The 18,757-nt window shown below is 63.5% G+C and carries 14 protein-coding genes and 2 pseudogenes; 9 read left to right on the forward strand and 7 right to left on the reverse strand.

Features of this window, described 5'->3' with window-relative positions:
• Positions 1-23: 23 nt before the first annotated feature.
• On the reverse strand, positions 24-494 hold the full coding sequence (locus NKI88_RS13645; protein WP_023694717.1) for a MarR family winged helix-turn-helix transcriptional regulator: 471 nt from the start codon (positions 492-494) through the stop codon (positions 24-26).
• Positions 495-915: 421 nt separating this feature from the next.
• Here NKI88_RS13645 and NKI88_RS13650 point away from each other — a divergent pair, with 421 nt between their 5' ends.
• The gene (locus NKI88_RS13650; protein WP_352655608.1) at positions 916-1,968 is read left to right on the forward strand and encodes a CobW family GTP-binding protein; all 1,053 of its coding nucleotides are present in this window, start codon (positions 916-918) and stop codon (positions 1,966-1,968) included.
• A 248-nt stretch (positions 1,969-2,216) separates the two neighbouring features.
• The gene (locus NKI88_RS13655; RefSeq protein ID WP_023732625.1) at positions 2,217-3,191 is read left to right on the forward strand and encodes a WD40 repeat domain-containing protein; all 975 of its coding nucleotides are present in this window, start codon (positions 2,217-2,219) and stop codon (positions 3,189-3,191) included.
• Position 3,192: 1 nt separating this feature from the next.
• On the opposite strand, the gene NKI88_RS13660 is transcribed toward NKI88_RS13655, so the two are convergent.
• Positions 3,193-3,645 carry a hypothetical protein gene (locus tag NKI88_RS13660; RefSeq protein WP_023683507.1) on the reverse strand — a complete coding sequence of 151 codons (453 nt, stop codon included), beginning with the start codon at positions 3,643-3,645 and terminating at the stop codon, positions 3,193-3,195.
• Between the two features lie 155 nt (positions 3,646-3,800).
• Between NKI88_RS13660 and NKI88_RS13665 the strand changes: the two genes are divergently transcribed.
• From NKI88_RS13665 to NKI88_RS13680, 4 genes and pseudogenes are all read left to right on the forward strand, one after another.
• Complete coding sequence (locus NKI88_RS13665) at positions 3,801-5,183, forward strand: aspartate aminotransferase family protein (RefSeq protein ID WP_352655610.1); 1,383 nt, start codon at positions 3,801-3,803, stop codon at positions 5,181-5,183.
• Positions 5,184-5,248: 65 nt separating this feature from the next.
• Positions 5,249-6,634: a glutamine synthetase family protein gene (locus tag NKI88_RS13670; protein ID WP_023695949.1), complete on the forward strand. Its 1,386-nt coding sequence runs from the start codon at positions 5,249-5,251 to the stop codon at positions 6,632-6,634.
• 231 nt (positions 6,635-6,865) lie between these two features.
• Positions 6,866-8,093: pseudogene (locus NKI88_RS13675) on the forward strand (putative DNA modification/repair radical SAM protein).
• 2 nt (positions 8,094-8,095) lie between these two features.
• A pseudogene (locus NKI88_RS13680) lies at positions 8,096-9,564 on the forward strand (UdgX family uracil-DNA binding protein).
• A 276-nt stretch (positions 9,565-9,840) separates the two neighbouring features.
• On the opposite strand, the gene NKI88_RS13685 reads toward NKI88_RS13680, so the two are convergent.
• The 4 genes from NKI88_RS13685 to NKI88_RS13700 all read right to left on the reverse strand — a co-directional run bounded on the left by NKI88_RS13685 (position 9,841) and on the right by NKI88_RS13700 (position 14,660).
• Positions 9,841-11,121 carry a glycerate kinase type-2 family protein gene (locus NKI88_RS13685; protein WP_352655613.1) on the reverse strand — a complete coding sequence of 427 codons (1,281 nt, stop codon included), beginning with the start codon at positions 11,119-11,121 and terminating at the stop codon, positions 9,841-9,843.
• Between the two features lie 175 nt (positions 11,122-11,296).
• Positions 11,297-11,803, reverse strand: coding sequence for a heme-degrading domain-containing protein (locus tag NKI88_RS13690; RefSeq protein WP_352536349.1), 507 nt, complete (start codon positions 11,801-11,803; stop codon positions 11,297-11,299).
• A 320-nt stretch (positions 11,804-12,123) separates the two neighbouring features.
• Positions 12,124-13,440 (reverse strand): guanine deaminase, encoded by a 1,317-nt coding sequence (guaD, locus tag NKI88_RS13695; protein ID WP_352655615.1) that lies wholly within the window; start codon positions 13,438-13,440, stop codon positions 12,124-12,126.
• Between the two features lie 2 nt (positions 13,441-13,442).
• Positions 13,443-14,660 carry a urate hydroxylase PuuD gene (locus NKI88_RS13700; RefSeq protein WP_352655617.1) on the reverse strand — a complete coding sequence of 406 codons (1,218 nt, stop codon included), beginning with the start codon at positions 14,658-14,660 and terminating at the stop codon, positions 13,443-13,445.
• Between the two features lie 135 nt (positions 14,661-14,795).
• On the opposite strand from NKI88_RS13700, the gene NKI88_RS13705 reads away from it, so the two are divergent.
• The 3 genes from NKI88_RS13705 to NKI88_RS13715 all read left to right on the forward strand — a co-directional run bounded on the left by NKI88_RS13705 (position 14,796) and on the right by NKI88_RS13715 (position 18,012).
• Positions 14,796-15,716: a LysR family transcriptional regulator gene (locus tag NKI88_RS13705; protein ID WP_023671373.1), complete on the forward strand. Its 921-nt coding sequence runs from the start codon at positions 14,796-14,798 to the stop codon at positions 15,714-15,716.
• Between the two features lie 107 nt (positions 15,717-15,823).
• Positions 15,824-16,765 carry an LLM class flavin-dependent oxidoreductase gene (locus tag NKI88_RS13710; RefSeq protein ID WP_023695955.1) on the forward strand — a complete coding sequence of 314 codons (942 nt, stop codon included), beginning with the start codon at positions 15,824-15,826 and terminating at the stop codon, positions 16,763-16,765.
• A complete protein-coding gene (locus NKI88_RS13715; RefSeq protein WP_023831268.1) occupies positions 16,762-18,012 on the forward strand; it encodes an LLM class flavin-dependent oxidoreductase in 1,251 nt (416 codons plus the stop codon). Before NKI88_RS13710 ends, NKI88_RS13715 begins: the two co-directional genes overlap by 4 nt.
• Before the next feature lie 12 nt (positions 18,013-18,024).
• Here the strand turns inward: NKI88_RS13715 and xdhC are convergent.
• A partial coding sequence (xdhC, locus tag NKI88_RS13720) for a xanthine dehydrogenase accessory protein XdhC (RefSeq protein ID WP_352655619.1) occupies positions 18,025-18,757 on the reverse strand: 733 nt, incomplete at its 5' end.

The following is an 18,757-nucleotide window of genomic DNA, read 5'->3' on the forward strand; positions in this document are numbered from 1 at the left end:
AAGACACGCGGCCGCCGTGCCGGTCAGTCGTCGATGTCGGCGTCGTCGTCGACGAGCACCAGCTCCTCGTTCGACAAATTGGCCTCGATGCGGGCGAGCAGCTTGAACAGCGTCTTCTGTTCTTTCTTGTCGAGGCCCTTCAAGGCCTGCTTTTCGGTCTTCTTCACCGACTTCTCGATGGCGTGGATGATCTCGCGGCCGGTGTCGGTGAGAAAGATATGCGCCTGGCGTGCATCCGCGGAAGAGGCGCGCTTTTCCAAAAAGCCCTGGGCCTGCAGCCGGTTGATGGTCTTGGTGATGGTCGGCGGGCGCACGCCGAGGCGGCCGGCGAGATTGCCGGGCGTCTGGCCGTCCTCGCGGTCGAGCGTCAGCATGATCTGGTCCTGGCCGGCATAGAAGCCGTGCGCCAGAAGCCGCGCCGCCAGCGCGGTCCTTGCCAGCCTTGCCGCCGAATGCAGCCGGCTCATCGTTGCAGTCTTGTCCGCCTTGGCCATGGTGATCCCTCTTCGGCCGTACCGGTGCGTGCAGCATAGACGCAGCCGGCCGGTTGGCAATCGACGATCCAAAAGATTCCGGCTTTCGAAACAGCTTTGCCGGCAAGCATTTGTGGTGCTCGAAATGGTGATGCCAGATGTTTATTTCAGTTAGATGACAAACGAGTTTCCGCCAAGGCGATTGCAACGGTTTGACGCGGCGCGGCTCAGCACAGGTCAACGAAGAGGCGTTTCCGGCGACACGTTGATGGTCGGCATCCCTCGCACTCGGCCTCTCGGGTCTACCCATCCGCTTCGTCAATCCTGGGTCAAACACCCAGGCGGTTTGCCTCGTGCAAAAGGCCGGCACACATCCTATATCAGGCCAACAATCCCTTCTTGCGGCCCGCAATTCCGTGGCCCAGCCATTTCGAGGCAAGATATGAGCGAAGCACAGACGCAAATCCCCGTGACCGTTCTCACCGGCTATCTCGGCGCCGGCAAGACGACGCTGCTCAACCGCATCCTGTCGGAAAACCATGGCAAGCGTTATGCCGTCATCGTCAATGAATTCGGCGAGATCGGCATCGACAATGATTTGATCGTGGAATCCGACGAGGAAATCTACGAAATGAACAATGGCTGCGTCTGCTGCACGGTGCGCGGCGACCTGATCCGCGTCGTCGAAGGCCTGATGCGCCGTCCCGGCCGCTTCGACGCCATCGTCGTCGAGACCACCGGCCTCGCCGATCCTGTGCCGGTGGCGCAGACCTTCTTCATGGACGACGACGTGCGCTCCAAGACCAAACTCGACGCTGTCGTGGCCCTGGTCGACGCCAAGCACCTGCCGCTCAGGTTGAAGGATTCCAAGGAAGCCGAGGACCAGATCGCCTTCGCCGATGTTGTCGTGCTGAACAAGACCGATCTGGTGACGCCCGAAGAGCTGGCCAAGGTCGAAGCCACCATCCGCGCCATCAACCCGGCGGCCAGGATCCACCGCACCACGCGCGCCGGCGTGGCGCTGTCGGAAGTGCTCGACCGCGGCGCCTTCGACCTGTCGCGCGCATTGGAAAACGATCCGCATTTTCTCGAGGCGCACGATCATGATCACGACCACCATGATCACGACCACGATCACCACGACCATGATAACGACCATCATCATCACGATCACGCGCATCCCTCCGACATCCATGACGTGACCGTGCAGTCGGTGTCGCTGCGCGGCGGCGAGATGGACCCGAAGAAATTCTTCCCGTGGATCGAGAAGATCACTCAGATGGAAGGTCCCAACATCCTGCGGCTGAAAGGCATCATCGCGCTCGAGGGCGACGACGAGCGCTATGTCATCCAGGGCGTGCACATGATCATCGAAGGCGACCACCAGCGCGCCTGGAAAGACGGCGAAAAGCATGAGAGCCGGCTGGTGTTCATCGGCCGCGAGCTTGACGCCGAACGGCTGAAGAAGAGCTTTGACGCCTGCCAGGCGGCTTGATTTCCGGACTCTATGGCGCTAGCGCTGCCCGCTCTTCCTTCTCCCCTTGTGGGAGTAGGTGGCCTCGCGAAGCGAGGTCGGATGAGGGGTGCTCCAGCTCGGCACCGACGGCGATCCGTCCAACACCCCTCATCCGTCTCGGCGCTGCGCGCCGATCCACCTTCTCCCACAAAGGGGAAGGTTGACGCCAGGCCTGGCCGCCTCAATGGCTTCCCGGGAGTGGTGACAGCTTCATTGGAATGGTCCTGATGCCCACAGTTGCTCCCCTCGACCTGGAAGGTCACTGCCTTGCCGCCGTCTTCCTCGACAACGTGCCGCATTTTGCGCTGGCCGATGGGACAGTTCATAGGCTCGACAACGGCCACAAGACAATTCAGGCCAATGACGGCCTGCTCTCCACGTTCCATGACGCCGCCAACGACCGCCTGATCACCGGCGGCGAGGACGGCAAGATTTTTGCCGTTGCCGCCGGCGGCAATGTCAGCGAACTCGCCAGCGCCGGCAAGAAGTGGATCACCAGCGTCGCCGCCGGGCCGCAAGGCGCTATCGCCTATGCCACAGGCAAGACTGCGTTCGTGCGCTTTGCCGACGGCAAGACCAAAGAGTTTGCCCATCCGCGTTCGGTCGAGGGGCTGGCCTTCTCCCCCAAGGGCATACGCTTCGGCGTCGCCCGCTACAATGGCGCGACGCTGCATTTCCCGGCCGCCGAGGGCAAGCCGGTGGAGCTGGAATGGGCCGGTGCCCATACCGGCGTCACCTTCTCGCCGGATGGCGCCTTCCTCGTCACCACCATGCAGGAAAACGCGCTGCATGGCTGGAAGCTCGCCGACGGCAAGCACATGCGCATGACCGGCTATCCCGGCAAGGTCAAGAGCCTGTCGTGGAGCGTGAAGGGCAAATGGCTGGCGAGTTCCGGCGCGCCGGCGGCGATCGTCTGGCCGTTTTCGGGCAAGGACGGCCCGATGGGCAAGGCGCCGCTGGAGCTCGGCACGCGCGGCAACGCCATGGTGACATCGGTTGCCTGCCATCCGAGCCAGGATGTCGTCGCCGTCGGCTATGATGACGGCATGGTCATGGCGGTGCGCTTTACCGATGCCAAAGAGGTGCTGTTGCGCCGCCCGGGCAAGGGCGCCATCACCGCGATGATGTGGGATAAGGAAGAGCGCCGGGTCGCCTTCGGCAGTGCCGCCGGCGACTGCGGCGTCATCGATATCTCGGCGTGACCTATTCGGCTCCGCACGACACCTTGCCGGTCAATTCTTTCGGCTTGCCGTCCTGTTCCGTGTCGGCGGCGTTGTCGTAGACGGCAAGCGTGTACCGGCCGTCATAGACGCCCTCGTCACTGGTCTTGGTCAGGATCGTCAGTTCGACAGAGTTGAATTTATCTCCGAGCTGATGCTCGTGGTAGACGTTCAGCCGCAACTCCTTGTCGTCCAGCCAGTACTGGGTGAGGTCGGAATCCTCGAAGACGGTCTTGCGCAGACTGTCGCCTTCCGGCCGGCCAAGTATCTCGAGATCGCCGCGAAAATTGAAGGTCGGGCCGCCCATACCTCTGGTGACCCCGGCGCCGACCTCGAATTGCACCGCTTTGTCATCGACGGAACACCAGACGCCGCCCGATGCGGAAGCCGCAGCGGCCGACAAGAGTAGCGCAATAGCGCAGATGATCGTCCGCATTTTTCTCCCCAAACCACAGACCCGATCGCATTGGCGCCCGACTGCGCCGGAAGGTCAAGTCTGCCGAACTTGCTGCTGACCCAATGCAGCGCACCAACACGGCCAATTGCGGTTGCCGTCGCCAATTGGGTAGTGTGCCGGCCGAGAGGGATTTCATGCACAGCACGAACAGTTCAAAGGCGTCCATCGGCGGTATCAGCCGTGACCGCATCGCTGCATTGCGCGATAGCGAGGCGAACACCTTCCGCAAGGCGCGGCCGAAATCGCAGGCCAAGGTCGGTAACGGCCTGCCAGGCTTCTTCGGCGGCGTGCCGATGCACTGGATGAACGACTGGCCGACGCCATTCCCGATCCTGGTCGACAGCGCCAAGGGCGCCACCATCACGGATATCGACGGCAACCGGCTCGACGATTTCTGCCTCGGTGACACCGGCTCGATGTTCGGCCATTCGCCGCCGCCGGTGGCGCGCGCCATCCGCCGCCAGGCCCGGCGCGGCCTGACCTATATGCTGCCTTCGGAAGATGCTCTGGCCATCGGGCCGCTGCTGCAAGAGCGTTTCGGTCTGCCGTTCTGGCAGATCGCCACCACCGCCACCGACGCCAACCGCTTCGCGCTGCGCGTCGCCCGCGCCGTCACCGGCCGCGAAAAGATCCTGGTCTTCAACGGCTGCTATCACGGCTCGGTCGACGAGACGATGGTCCGGATGGTCGACGGCAATCCCGTGAATCGGCCGGGGCTGGCGGGTGAGTTTCGCGACCTGACCAAGATGGCGAAGGTCATCGAGTTCAACGATGTCGCCGCGCTGCAAGCAGCGCTCAAGGACACGGATGTCGCCTGCGTCATTGCTGAGCCGGTGCTGACAAATTCCTGCATGGTGCTGCCCGATCCGGGTTTTCACGACGCGTTGCGCAAACTGACGCGCGCGGCAGGAACGCTGCTTCTGATCGACGAGACGCACACCATTTCGACTGGACCCGGCGGCTACACCAGGAAATTCGGACTGCAGCCCGACCTGTTCGTGCTGGGCAAGCCGATCGCCGGCGGCGTGCCGGCAAGCGTGTGGGGCATGAGCGACGAGGTCGCCTCGCGCTATGCCGACTACAATCGAACCAAGGAGCCGGGCTATTCCGGCATGGGCACGACGCTGTCGGCGAACCCGCTGCAGTTCGCAGCCATGCGCGCAACGCTCGAAGAGGTGATGACGCAGGAGAATTATGCCCGGGCGGATCGCCTGGCCCTGCGGCTCGATGCAGGGCTGACCGGCGTCATCGATCGCTACAATCTGCCCTGGCATGTCGCCCGCGTCGGCGCCCGCGTCGAGTTCATCTGCGCACCCGGCCCGCTCAGGAACGGCGCCGAAGCCGAGACTGCGCATGCGCCGGAGCTTGAGGCGGCTATCCATGTCGCGCTGGTCAACCAAGGCGTGCTGATCGCGCCTTTCCACAACATGATGCTGATCTCGCCGGCCACCACCGGCGCCCAGGTCAACCGGCTGATCACCGCCTTCGCCACGGTTGCGGCAAGGCTGACGGCATGAGACAAGCAGCCAACAAGCGGTCGATCAACAAACAGGCGCCAAAGCCAACCTTGAGTAGAGTAATCATGACTTCACCTTCGGGCTCGACGCCCGCCGAGGCGCAAGCCTTTCTCGATGCTCATCCGGAAATCGAAGCCTTCGATATCGTCTTGACCGACGCCAACGGGGTCGGCCGCGGCAAGATCGTGCGCCGGCATGAGCTGAAAAGCATTTTCGAGGGCGGCCGCCACATGCCGATCTCTATCCTCGGCCTCGACATCACCGGCGAGGATGTTCACGAAACCGGGCTGATCTGGACGACAGGCGATGGCGACCTCAGGGCCTGGCCCATCCCCGGCACCCTGGTGCCGCTTTACGGCACCAACCCGCCGCGCGGCCAGCTGCTGATGGCGATGTACCATCTCGAGGGACAGCCAATGTCGTCGGACCCGCGCTTGGCGCTGGCCAGGCAGGTCGACATATTGGCCGCCAAGGGTCTCTATCCCGCCGGCGCCTTCGAACTCGAATTTTTCCTGCTGGCCAATGAGCGCGATGCCGATGGCAAGGTGAAACCGGCGGACGCCGTGCTCGACGGCCGCCGCTCGGCCAAGACGGAAGTCTATTCCGTCGACCATCTGCACGGCATGGAGCCGCTGTTTTCCGACATCTATGCCGCGGCCAAGGCGCAAGGCATTCCGGCCGAAACGGTGATTTCCGAATACGCGCCCGGCCAGTACGAGCTGACGCTGAATTACCGCAAGGATGTCATGCGGGCGGCCGACGACCTCGTCATGTTGAAGCGGCTGGTGCGGGCGCAGGCGCGCCGCCATGGTGTCACCGCCTGCTTCATGGCCAAGCCGATCGAAAAATACGCCGGCTCCGGCATGCATTTCCATGTTTCGTTGCAGGACAAGAACGGCCGCAACGTTTTTGCCGAGGCTGGCGGCGAAAGCTGGTCGCTGCCGCTGCTGCAGGGGCTCGGCGGGCTGATCCAGACCATGGCCGAATCGATGCTGGTGTTTGCGCCGCACGCCAATTCCTGGCGGCGCTTCGTCTCGCAGTCCTATGCGCCGGTGGCGCCGACCTGGGGCGTCAACAATCGTTCGGTTGCGCTGCGCATCCCGGCGGGCGACGCCAAGAACCGGCGCATCGAGCACCGGCCGTCGGGCGTCGACGCCAATCCCTACCTGATCGCAGCGACCGTTCTGGCCGGCATCATCAAGGGTCTGGACGAAGGCCTCGACCCCGGCCCCGAAACCACTGGGAATGGCTATGAAGCCGCCATCACGCGCACGACCATGCCGGTCGACTGGCGCGCTGCGATCGAGGCGGCGCGGGCATCGAGCTTCCTGAAAGAGGCGCTTGGCGAGGATCTGCATCGCACCTTCGTGGCGATCAAGCAGTCGGAGTATCTGCGCGTCGCCCGTACGGTGAGCGAGCTGGACTACCACCTCTACCTGCACGAGGTCTGAGAGACCGTTTCGAAATTCTACTCCGGCGGCCATCGATGGTGGTTTCTGCGCTTCCGATGCTCACGGACCAAATGTCCGCTGCGCTTCGGTTCTCGAAACCACCACCATATGACTCGCCAGAGCGAATTTCGAAACGGTCTCTGATTGTCCTGACGGCGGGCGGCGATCACTTTTTCGCCGCCTGCATCAAATGAGGTGGCGCTGCAGCCTTCAAGAACATATCATGAACGGATGAGCGCGCCCACCGTCCGTGAAAAGCTGGCAATCCTGTCTGACGCCGCCAAATATGACTGTGCTTCGTCCGGCTCGGCGAAGAAGGATTCGCTCCAATCCGGCGGTATCGGCTCCACAGAAGGCATGGGCATCTGCCATTCCTACGCGCCGGATGGCCGCTGCATTTCGCTCCTGAAAATCCTGCTCACCAATTTCTGCATTTACGATTGCAGCTACTGCATCAACCGCTCGTCATCGAATGTGCGCCGCGCCCGCTTTAGCATCGACGAGGTGGTGAAGCTGACCATGGACTTTTATCGGCGCAACTACATCGAAGGCCTGTTCCTGTCCTCCGGCGTCATCCGTTCGCCCGACGAGACCATGGCCGAAATGGTGGAAGTGGCGCGGCGGCTGCGGCTGGACGAAAAATTCTCCGGCTATATTCATCTGAAGACCATTCCGGAAAGCTCGGCCGAACTGGTCGAGCAGGCCGGGCTCTACGCCGATCGGCTGTCTATCAACGTCGAACTGCCGACCGATGAGGGCGTCAAGAAACTGGCGCCGGAGAAGAAGCCGGAAACGATCCGGCTTTCCATGGCGAACCTGCGCCGGAAGATGGAGGAAAAAGCCGAGCCGACGCTGAGGACCAAGAAGCGCGAACGCTTTGCGCCCGGAGGTCAGTCGACGCAGATGATTGTCGGCGCCGACAAAACATCCGACGACGGCATTTTGCACACCAGCGCGCGGCTCTATGGCAGCTATCACCTGCGGCGCGTCTATTATTCCGCCTTCAGCCCAATCCCGGATTCGTCATCGTCGCTGCCGCTGCAAAAACCGCCGCTGATGCGCGAGCACCGGCTCTATCAGGCCGACTGGCTGATGCGTTTCTACGGCTTTTCGCAGCCGGAAATCCTCGCCGGCAGCAGCGACGGCATGCTCGATCTCGCCATTGACCCCAAGCTCGCCTGGGCTTTGCGCAATCGGGCGAGGTTTCCCGTCGACATCAACCGCGCCGATCGGGAAGCGCTGCTGCGGGTTCCGGGTCGGCACCAAGGTGGTCGCGAAGATCCTTGAAACCCGCCGCCACCGACGTATGCGGCTGGAAGATGTCGGACGGATCTGCCATTCGATCGCCAAGCTGAGGCCCTTCATCATCGCCGAAGGCTGGTCGCCGGGCGGACTCACCGACAAGACAGGCCTGCGCGATACGATCGTAAAGTCCTGCGAACAACTGTCGCTGTTTTGACCATGCAGCCGGCCCAGCTCGACCTTGCCCGATACACCGTCCGGCTAGCGAGCCAGACCGATTTCGCCGGTTGGCGCGATGCGGCACGGCGTCTGGCGCTGAATGAGGTCCGGCCTGAGGATATTAGTTGGGGTGTCGGGTCCGACGCCAATGATCCTCAAGATGCCTTGCCGGCGGTGCCAGAGGGCGCGCAGCTTACCGTCCCGCGCGAGTTCATCGCCCATGCAGAAACCGCCTTCTGCCACTCCGACCCGGCCGGTTTGCCTTTCTCTACCGGATGCTTTGGCGCCTGCGCACCGAGCCGAAACTGCTGGCGATCGCATCCGATCCCGACACCAGGCGGCTCGAAGCCATGGAAAAGGCGGTGCGGCGCGACAGCCATAAGATGCATGCCTTCGTACGCTTCCGGAAGATCGGCGACGGCGAGAACGAGCGCTACGTCGCCTGGTTCGAGCCGGAGCATTTCATTGTCGAGCGCAACGCGGATTTCTTCGTCCGGCGGTTCACCGGCATGCGCTGGACCATCCTGACGCCCTATGCCTCCGCCGACTGGAACGGCGAAAGGCTGGCGATCGGGCCGGGTGCGGCCAAGGGCGATGCACCCGATCAGGACGACACCGAGGCGTTGTGGCTGACCTATTTCGAAAACATCTTCAACCCGGCGCGGCTCAAGGTGACGGCGATGCAGAAGGAGATGCCGAAGAAATATTGGCGGAACCTTCCCGAGGCCTCGCTCATTCCAGATCTGATCGCAGGAGCGGACGAGGCCGCCAGGGATATGATTGCCAGACTGCCGACAACGCCGGCGCCGCACCACGCCAAGCTGCAGGCAAGACATTGGCCGAAGCCCGGGCCGGCCGAGGCGCCGGATGAAGACGATGCCAAGACGATTTCCGATTTGCGCGAGGCTGCAAAGGGTTGTCGTCGCTGCCCGCTCTGGCGCGACGCGACACAGACCGTGTTCGGCGAGGGGCCGGATGACGCCAAAGTGGTCTTCGTCGGCGAACAACCTGGCGATCAGGAAGATCTCGCCGGCAAACCTTTTGTCGGGCCAGCGGGCAAAGTGTTCGATGCGATTCTCGATGACGCAGGCGTCGACCGGCAAAAAGTCTACGTCACCAACGCCGTCAAGCACTTCAAGTTCGAGCCGCGCGGCAAGCGCCGCATCCACTCGAAGCCAAATACCGGCGAAGTCCAGGCCTGCCGCTGGTGGATCGGCCGGGAGCTTGAGCTGATCAAGCCGGACCTCGCCGTGGCGCTTGGGGCAACGGCGGCGTTGTCGCTGCTGGGCAAGGCCATTGCCGTGACGAAAATGCGCGGCCAGTTGATCGAACGCGAGGATGGCTTGCGCGTGTTCATCACCATCCACCCCTCCTTTATTCTGCGTATTCATGAGCCCGCGGACAAGGAGGCAGAGCGCGAGCGGTTTCTCAGGGATATGAGAGAGGTGAAGCGGCTGATGGGGTCGTGAGATGAGCGAAAGCCTCAGCGACATCGTCATCCGCGGGCGGAGCAAGGAGTGAAGCGACGCAGCGCAGACCCGAGGATTCATGCCGCGACGTTTGGACGCTGCTACGGTGCAGAATTCTGCTCCGCTGCGCTCGACGGCTAACATCACGGAATGGACCCGGGGCTTCGCGACGGAGCTTCGCTCCTGCTTCGCCCAGGGATGACGAAGCTGAGTGGCTTCAGCCAATCACCTACGGTCGTGAATCCAACGTTGGAAACTTCGGCCGCCACGGCCGAATTAACTGATTAGGATTGCCCTCAGATCATTCACATTCGTACCCGTCGGCCCTGGCACGAACAGATCGCCGATCGCGTTGAACGCCGTCCAGGCATTGTTGCCGGCCAGCATCGCCTTGGCGTCGATGCCGGCGGCACGCATGCGCGAGACAGTTGAGCCATCGGCAAAGGCGCCGGCATTGTCTTCAGAGCCATCGATGCCGTCGGTATCGGCGGCCAATGCATGAATACCTTCCGCGCCGCTGATACCGATGGCAAAGGCGAGCAGGAATTCGGAGTTGCGGCCGCCCTTGCCCCTTTTTCCGTCAACAGGGGCCCGCAAGGTCACGGTCGTCTCGCCGCCGGACAGGATCAGCACCGGCTTTTTGAACGGCCGGTTGCGCGTCGCCACTTCGCGCGCAATGGCTGCATGCACGCCACCGACCTCGCGCGCCTCGCCCTCGATGGAATCGGAGAGGATGACGGCTTCGATGCCCTGCCGTTTTGCCTCAGCGGCTGCCGCTTCCAGCGACACGCCAGCCGAGGCGATCAGGTGCACTTCATTGCGTGAAAAGCGCTGGTCATCCGGATCTGGCGCATCGGCCTCTGGCGAGTTGATGTGCGCCATGACGGCGTCGGGCAGTTTCATGCCGTAGGCCGCTATCGAGGCCAGCGCATCGGCGCGGTTGCCGGAGTCGGGCACGGTCGGGCCGGAGGCCACCAGGGCCGGGTTGTCGCCGGGAATGTCAGAGACAACCAGTGATACCAGTTTGGCCGGCCAGGCGGCAGCTGCCAGCCGGCCGCCCTTGATGGTCGAGAGATGCTTGCGGATTGTGTTCATCGCCGCAATCGGCGCGCCGGAGGCAAGCAGCGCCTCGTTGACGGCGATTTCGTAGGCGAGCGTCAGGCCGGGGGCAGGCGACGGCAGCAGCGCCGATCCTCCGCCCGATATCAGCGCCACTACCAAGTCGTCCGCAGTCAGCCCTTGCACCTTTTCGAGCAGGCGCCGCGACGCCTCAAGACCGGCAGCGTCCGGTACCGGATGTGCCGCCTCGATGATTTCGATGCGCTCGCATCTGGCGCCATAGCCGTAGCGGGTGACGACCAGCCCTTCGATCGGGCCATCCCACACCTTCTCGAATGCCGCCGCCATCTGCGCCGATCCCTTGCCGGCGCCAATGACAATGGTCCGCCCCTTCGGCCTGGCCGGCAGATGATCCCGGATGGTCCGTTCAGGATCGGCAGCGGCAACGGCGGCATCGAAGATCGAGATGAGAAAGGATTTTGGGTCGAGCACGGTCATAATTGGCCGCCATCCGCGGTTTGCGAGCTTCCGAAAAGCCGGCGCCGCCCCTCACCCTTACCCTCTCCCCGTATAGAGACGGGGAGAGGGGTTCGCCGGCGTTGGGGTGCTTCTCTTCTCCCCGTCACTATACGGGGAGAGGGTGCCGGCAGGCGGATGAGGGGCAGCGGTAGCGTCACGATTTATCTTCCGGCGGCAGCGCCAATTGTGTCCGATCGACGCCGAGATGATCGCACAGTGCATCGACGACGACGCCATGATCCTGGCGTTCCGGCAGGCCGGAGACGGCGATGACGCCGATGACGCCGACGCCCTTTACAGTCACCGGAAACCCGCCGCCGGCTAGTACGTAATCAGCAATATCCAGCCCCTCGCCGACCTTGAAGGTGCGGTCCGGACGCTGCTGCTCAAGCACCAGGCGATAAGTGCTTTTGAGATAGCGCTTCACCACATTGATCTTGCGTCGAGCCCAGTCGGGGTTGGAGGCGTTCGAACCCGGCAGCGCGGCATAGAACAGCGGGCGATCCCACAGCCTGATGTCGATGATGATGGGCAGCTTTTCGGCCAGCGCCCGCTCGCGGATCGCCCAGCCAACCTTGAAAGCGACAGCCTCGTCGAAGGCCGGGAAGACCAGCATCTCTTCCTGTTTCTGGATCAGAGCGATGTCGTCCGCGGCGGCCATTTTTGTTCTCCGAAATCGTTACAAATCGTGTGTACGACAAGCTCCGCCCGGTCAAGGTCTCGTCGCGGTGGTGGTCTTGCCCCGCCAGGGTCGCCCCCCACTCCGTCGAGCTTCTCTCGACACCTCTCCCCCGATCGACCCCGATCGACGGGGTAGAGGAAGGGCGCCAAGCTGTCCGAACCGGCGCCCGTCCTCCGAAGCAAAGGCTCCCTTCCTCACCCTCGGAGGGGGATAGGTGGCGCCGCGAAGCGGCGACGGAGTGGGGGAACCACTTGGCAACCAGGCGCAATCATCATCTTGTCCCGCGCGGATGATGGGTCCTAACCGGCGATCATATCACTCTTGGCCGGCCGCCCCGCGACATAGACCTCGCGCACCGCGCGGTCGTCGCCCAGCGTCTGCAGCAGGAACAGCTCCTCCGCCAGCGTCTCCACAGTCTCCATCCTCAGCCGCATCGCCGGTGTGGCGCGGGCGTCGAGCACGGTGATATCCGCGTCGGTGCCTTCATCCAGCGTGCCGACCTTGTCCGCCACAGACAGCGCCTCGGCATTGCCACGCGTTATCTGCCAGAAGGACTGGAACGGGTTCAGCTTTTCGCCATTCAGCGCAATCACCTTGTAGCCCTCGTCCATGGTGCGCAGCATCGAATAGTTGGTGCCGCCGCCGACATCGGTGGCGGCAGCGATCCTGAGCGGCTTGTCGCGGCGCCGAAAGCGCTGGTAATCGAACAGGCCGGAGCCGAGGAACAGGTTCGAGGTCGGGCAGAACACCGCCACCGAGCCGCTGTCCGACAGCGCATCGGCCTCGCGTTCCGAGAGATGGATGCAGTGGCCGAACAGGCTCTTTGGCCCCAGCAGGCCATACTGCTCGTAGACATCGGTGTAGTCGCGCGCCTGCGGATAGAGTTTTTGCGTGAAGGCGATTTCGGCGTGGTTTTCCGACAGATGCGTCTGCATGTGCAGGTCGGGGTTTTCGCGGCAGAGCGTGCCGGCCATCTCCAGCTGCTCGGGCGAGGAGGTGATGGCGAAGCGCGGCGTGATCGCATAAAGCTGGCGGCCCTTGCCGTGCCATTCCGCAATCAGCGCCTTCGTATCGTCATAGCCGGATTGCGGCGTGTCGAGCACGCCTGCCGGCGCATTGCGGTCCATCATCACCTTGCCGGCAATGTTGAGCATGCCGCGCGCATGCGATTCGGCAAAGAACGCTTCGGCAGACGCCTTGTGCACCGAGCAGTAGGCGGCGACCGTCGTCGTGCCGTGGCGCACCATCTCGTCCAGGAACAGCCGGGCGATGCGGCGGCCATGCTGAGCGTTGGCGAATTTGGTCTCTTCGGGAAAGGTGTAGGTGTTCAGCCAGTCGAGCAGTTCGGCGCCGTAGGAGGCAATGACCTGCATCTGCGGAAAATGCGCATGCGCATCGATGAAGCCGGGCAGCAGCAGATGCGGCTGATGATCGATCTTTTTCGCACCGTCGCCCGCTTGCTTTTCGACTTCCGTGTAGCTGCCTACGGAAACGATCCGGCCGTCGCGGATCAGCAGGCCGCCATCCTCCTCATAGCGCCAGGCGGCATGGTCGTCGATGGCTTCGGGCCAGCGCAAAAAACTTAGGGTGCGGCCGCGCAGAAGTGTGGAGGTCATCCCTATTTCCCTGCGCCTTCGAACCAGGCGACCAGCAGCGCCCGTTCCTTGTCGCTGATCTGGGTGACGTTGGCGGGCGGCATGGCGTGGCTGCGCCCGGCCTGCAAATAGATTTCACGCGCATGCTCGGCAATGCCGGCGTCGGTGTCGAGCATCACGCCCTTCGGCGCATGGTAGATGCCTTCATAGACCGGCTCGGCCGTATGGCACATCGAGCAGCGGCCAAGCACAGTGTCGCGCACCGCCGGGAAATGCGACGAGGCGATATAGACTTCGGCCGCGGCGGATGCCTTGGGCTCGCCGGTCAGTATTTTCGGCGCTGTCGACAGCCACATGATGATGACGAACAGCACCGCAGCCGCCATCCAGGTCCAGTGGGGGTTGCCGGCACGCTTATGCACGGTGTTGAAATAGTGCCGGATCAAGACGCCGATGATGAACACCAGCGAGGCGATGACCCAGTTGAACTCGGTCGCAAACGCCAGCGGATAGTGGTTCGACAGCATCAGGAACAGCACGGGCAGCGTCAGGTAGTTGTTGTGCAGCGAGCGCTGCTTGGCGATCTTGCCGTATTTCGGGTCGGGCTTGCGGCCGGCAATCAGGTCGGCGACGACGATCTTCTGGTTTGGAATAATCACCATGAAGACATTGGCCGACATGATAGTGGCGGTGATGGCGCCGAGATGCAGGAAAGCGGCGCGGCCGGTGAACAGATGCGTCAGCCCCCAGGCGATGAACACCAGCACGCCATAGAGCACCAGCATCAGTCCGGTGTCACTTTTGCCGAGCCGCGACCGGCAGAGCAGATCGTAGACAACCCAGCCGACGCCGATCGTCGCCATCGACAGCAGGATGCCCACGGGAACCGACATGGACAGCACATTGGGGTCGATCAGGAACAGGTCGGCGCCGGCATAGTAGACCACGCACAGGATGGCGAAGCCGGACAGCCAGGTGGCGTAGGATTCCCACTTGAACCAGGTCAGGTGTTCCGGCATTTCGGCCGGCGCCACCAGATATTTCTGGACGTGGTAGAAGCCGCCGCCATGCACCTGCCATTCCTCGCCGAATGCGCCGACCGGCATGCCGGGGCGCTGGCGCAGGCCAAGGTCGAGCGCGACGAAATAGAAGGACGAGCCGATCCAGGCGATGCCGGTGACGACGTGCAGCCAGCGCACGGCGAAACTCAGCCAGTCCCAGAAAATCGCGAAATCCATCATGTGAAATCGTCCCTGCCGATCGGCTGACTTTACGGTGTGGGGCGCAAACGAAAAGAGGCGAGGTGTACGATGACTTTCAAAAAAAGATGGAAAATACTAGGCTGACCACGTACGCCGCCACATAAAGAGCCACGAATGGCCTATCTCGACAACATCGCCGTCTTCGTCCGCGTCGTCGAGCTTGGTAATCTCTCGGCGGCGGGCCGCGACATGCGCATTTCGCCGGCGGTCGCCTCCAACCGCATCAAGGAGCTGGAAAAACACCTCGGCGTGCGGCTGTTCAACCGCACCACACGGCAATTGATGCCGACGGAGCATGGCACGGTGTTCTACTCCGGCGCCAAGCAGGTGCTGGAGGCGATCACCGAGGCGGAAGCCGCGGTCTCGGCTCTTTCCGGCCAGCCGCGCGGCACCATCAAGGTGACCGCCCCGCTCGGCCTTGGACGGCGGCTGGTGGCGTCGGGTATTCCGGATTTCCACGACAAATACCCCGATATCGAGGTGCGGCTGAGGCTCTCCGACCACAATATCGACATCATGAAGGAAGGCATCGACGTCGCCTTCAAGCTCGGCATCATCGAGGATTCCAGCCTGCGGATGCGCGGCATCATGGAATGTGAACGCGTGCTGGTGGCGGCACCGAAATATCTCGAAGCGCGCGGCGAGCCGGTGGAGCCACAGGAGCTGATCGGCAAGAAGCACGACTGCCTGATGCTGCGCTATTCCGGGGCGCGCGAATATGTCTGGACGCTGCAGACGCCGTCCGGCCCGCAGAAATTCGAGGTGCACGGCCCCTACGACACCGACGATGGCGATGTGCTGACCGGCTGGGCGCTGTCGGGCCGCGGCATCATCAACAAGCCGCGCTTCGAAGTGGAACCTTTCATCCGCGACCGGCGGCTGCAGGTCATCCTGGCCAGCACGCCGCCAACGCCGGTGCAGTTCGCCGCCGTCTATCCGCACAAGAAGCTGCAGGATCCAAAGGTGCGGCTGTTGCTCGACTTCATGGCCGAGCGTTGCCAGCGGCTGATCAAGGATTTGCTGGCCGGCAAGTGAGGGGCTGTTGGCCCAGTCGCCAGGGTTGTCTTACAAGCAGGTGACCTTAGGTTCGCATACGCCGCCCTATGATCGATGGTCCCATGCCGACTGACCAGCAAGCCACAATGCATCTTGCCGTTTCGCTCAACATTACTTCCGGGCAGCCGCTCGGGTTCAGCGACCTGGCCGGTTTTGCCAAGCAAGCGGAAGCGGCGGGGCTGGACATGATTGTCCTCGATGATTCCGCGCCGAACAGCGCCGGGTCGAGTTCTTTCGAAGCGACGACCTTGCTGGCGGCGCTGGCGACGGTGACAAGTCGGATCGGCCTTGTCGCTGCAGCCTCGACGGTGGCTCACCAGCCGTACAATCTGGCGCGCCGTCTTGCTTCGCTCGACATCATCAGCCATGGCCGCGCCGGCTGGCACGCGACCATGGCGCAGGCGCCACGGGAAGCCGCCAATTTCAGCCGGCCGGATGGATTTTCCGACGATGTGTTCCGCCGCCGCACGCAGGAATACATCGGCATCGTTCAGCGCCTGTGGCAGGGCTGGGATGCCGACGCGCTGCTGTTCGACAAGATCGGCGGCCGCTTCCACGATCCCGAAAAAATGCACCTGCTCGACCACAAGGGCGAATTTTTCTCCGTGCGCGGGCCGCTGAACGTCGCGCGCTCGCCGCAGGATACGCCGGTGCTGGTGCTGTCCGGCCTGTCCGAGGCCGACCTGGATATGGCCGCCCGCACTGCCGATGTCGTCCTGCTGGACAGACCCACAAAGGACCCCAAGGCGCGCCATGACGATCTCAAGCGCCGCGTTGTGGCCTGCGGACGCGATCCGGGTGCGGTCAAGCTGCTGCTGAACGTTGGCGCAGATGTCGCTGCCAACGCGCTCGAAACATGGTTCAGCTCGCAAAGCTGCGACGGGTTCAACATCGCAATACCGCCTGCGGCGATTGACGGTTTCATCGGCCGCGTGCTGCCGGAATTGCAGCGCCGCGGCCTCGTCCGCCCGGATTATCCCGGCACCACCTTGCGCTCTCATCTCAGACTTGCCGGAGGAGCGCAATGACCCGCCAGATGAAGCTTGGCGCCTTCCTGTGGGCGACGGGCCACCACATCGCCGCCTGGCGTCACCCCAAGGCGCATGTCACGGCAGGCATCGACATCGATCATTACATCCAGCTGGCGCGCACGGCGGAAGCGGCGAAGTTCGACATGGTGTTCTGCGAGGACGCCGCCGGTCTGCGCGAAGCCAATGTCGGCATCGCCAGCCAGACCTCACGCTCGATCGGCTTCGAGCCGATCAGCCTGCTGTCCGCGCTCGCCGTGCAGACCAGCCGCATCGGCCTCGTTTCGACGGCGTCGACCAGCTACAACGAGCCCTACGGCCTGGCGCGCACCTTTCTGTCGCTCGATCATCTGAGTGGTGGCCGGACTGGCTGGAACCTGGTGACGTCGGCCAGCCCCATCGAAGCCGCCAATTTCGGCGCGACGGGCCTGAAACCGCATGCCGACCGCTACGAGCGGGCGCGCGAATTCGCCGAGGTGGTATCAGGACTTTGGCAAGGCAGTGGCTTTCACGATCACAACGGCCAGAGCTTTTCGGTGCGCGACCCGCTCGACCTGCCGCGCTCGCCGCAGGGCGCGCCGGTGATGGTGCAGGCCGGCGCCTCGGATGTCGGCCGCGACCTTGCCGCCCGCACCGCCGACGTCGTGTTCACGGCGGCGCAGACCCTCGAGGAAGCCAAGGGCTTTTACGACAACCTCAAGGGCCGTATGGCTGCCTATGGGCGGGAACCCGACGACATCAAGATCATGCCCGGCGTCTCCCCGGTGGTGGCAGACACCGAGGCCGAAGCGCGGGAGAAACAGGAGGAATTCCAGGCGCTGATCCCCGACGATGTCGGCGTGGCGCTACTGTCCAGCTATCTCAGCATCTCCGATCTCGGGAGCTATCCGATCGACGGACCGATGCCCGAGCTGCCGGAGACCGAGGGAATGAAAAGCCGCCAGGCGCTGGTCATCGAACAATCGCGCCGCGACGGCCTGTCGATCCGCCAGCTTGCGCGCCATTTCGCCGGCGCACGTGGCCATTGGCGTATCGTCGGCACGCCGGCGCAGATCGCTGACGAATTGCAGGCGCGGTTCGAGGGCGGCGGCGCGGACGGCTTCAACGTCATGCCGTCATACTTCCCCGGCGAGCTCGATGCCTTTGCCACGCTGGTGGTGCCGGAACTGCAGCGGCGCGGACTGTTCCGTCGGGAATACGAAGGCAGCACCTTGCGAGATCATCTCGGCCTGAAGCGGCCTGCTTAGCCGCGCCGAAGCTTAGCCGGCCATCATCTTATGCTGGACTTGATGGTCGGCATTCGGCGCGGTGTTGTGAACGACCAGTGCCGTCATGATCTCGGCTGCCGCGAGCGCCGCGATCACCGGCGGGCGCTTGTCCCTGACGGCGTCGCCGCCGATCGGGGAGACGAGGCGGGCCAACTCAGCCTCCGTGCCATCCGCCGATTTCAGGAACCAGTTCCTGAACGTCGCTCTCTTGGTTTTCGAGCCGATCATGCCGACATAGGCCGCGTCGTCGCGCTTCAGCGCCTCGGCGACGATGAGGAAATCCAGCGCATGGTCGTGGGTGAGGATGGCGAAGGCGGTGCCGGCGGGGGCGTTTCGCACCTCGGCCTCGGGCATCGGCGTCAGCAGCGTCTCGACGGTTTCCGACATGCCTTCCAGCGCTTCGGCCCGCGTCTCGATGACGACACCACGCACGGGAAGAAGTGCAACGGTCGAGGCCAGCGCCTGGCCGACATGGCCGCCGCCGAAGATATAGACATGCGGCAGGTGGGCTTCCTCGGCTTCTGCGGCCGCGATCAGCTCGGCAGCAAGCGCGGCATCGACGATACGGATCAAGACTTCGACGCGCCCGCCGCAGCACTGGCCGATCTCGGGACCTAGCGGCACGTCAAGCGTGGCGCGGACTTCATCGACCGCGATGCGGGCTTCTTTACCCTCCCCCTTGTGGGGAGGGTCGGGGGGGGGGGGGGGGCGCGGGGGGGGGGCG

Source organism: Mesorhizobium sp. M0317 (genome assembly GCF_040321555.1).
GTDB lineage: Bacteria > Pseudomonadota > Alphaproteobacteria > Rhizobiales > Rhizobiaceae > Mesorhizobium.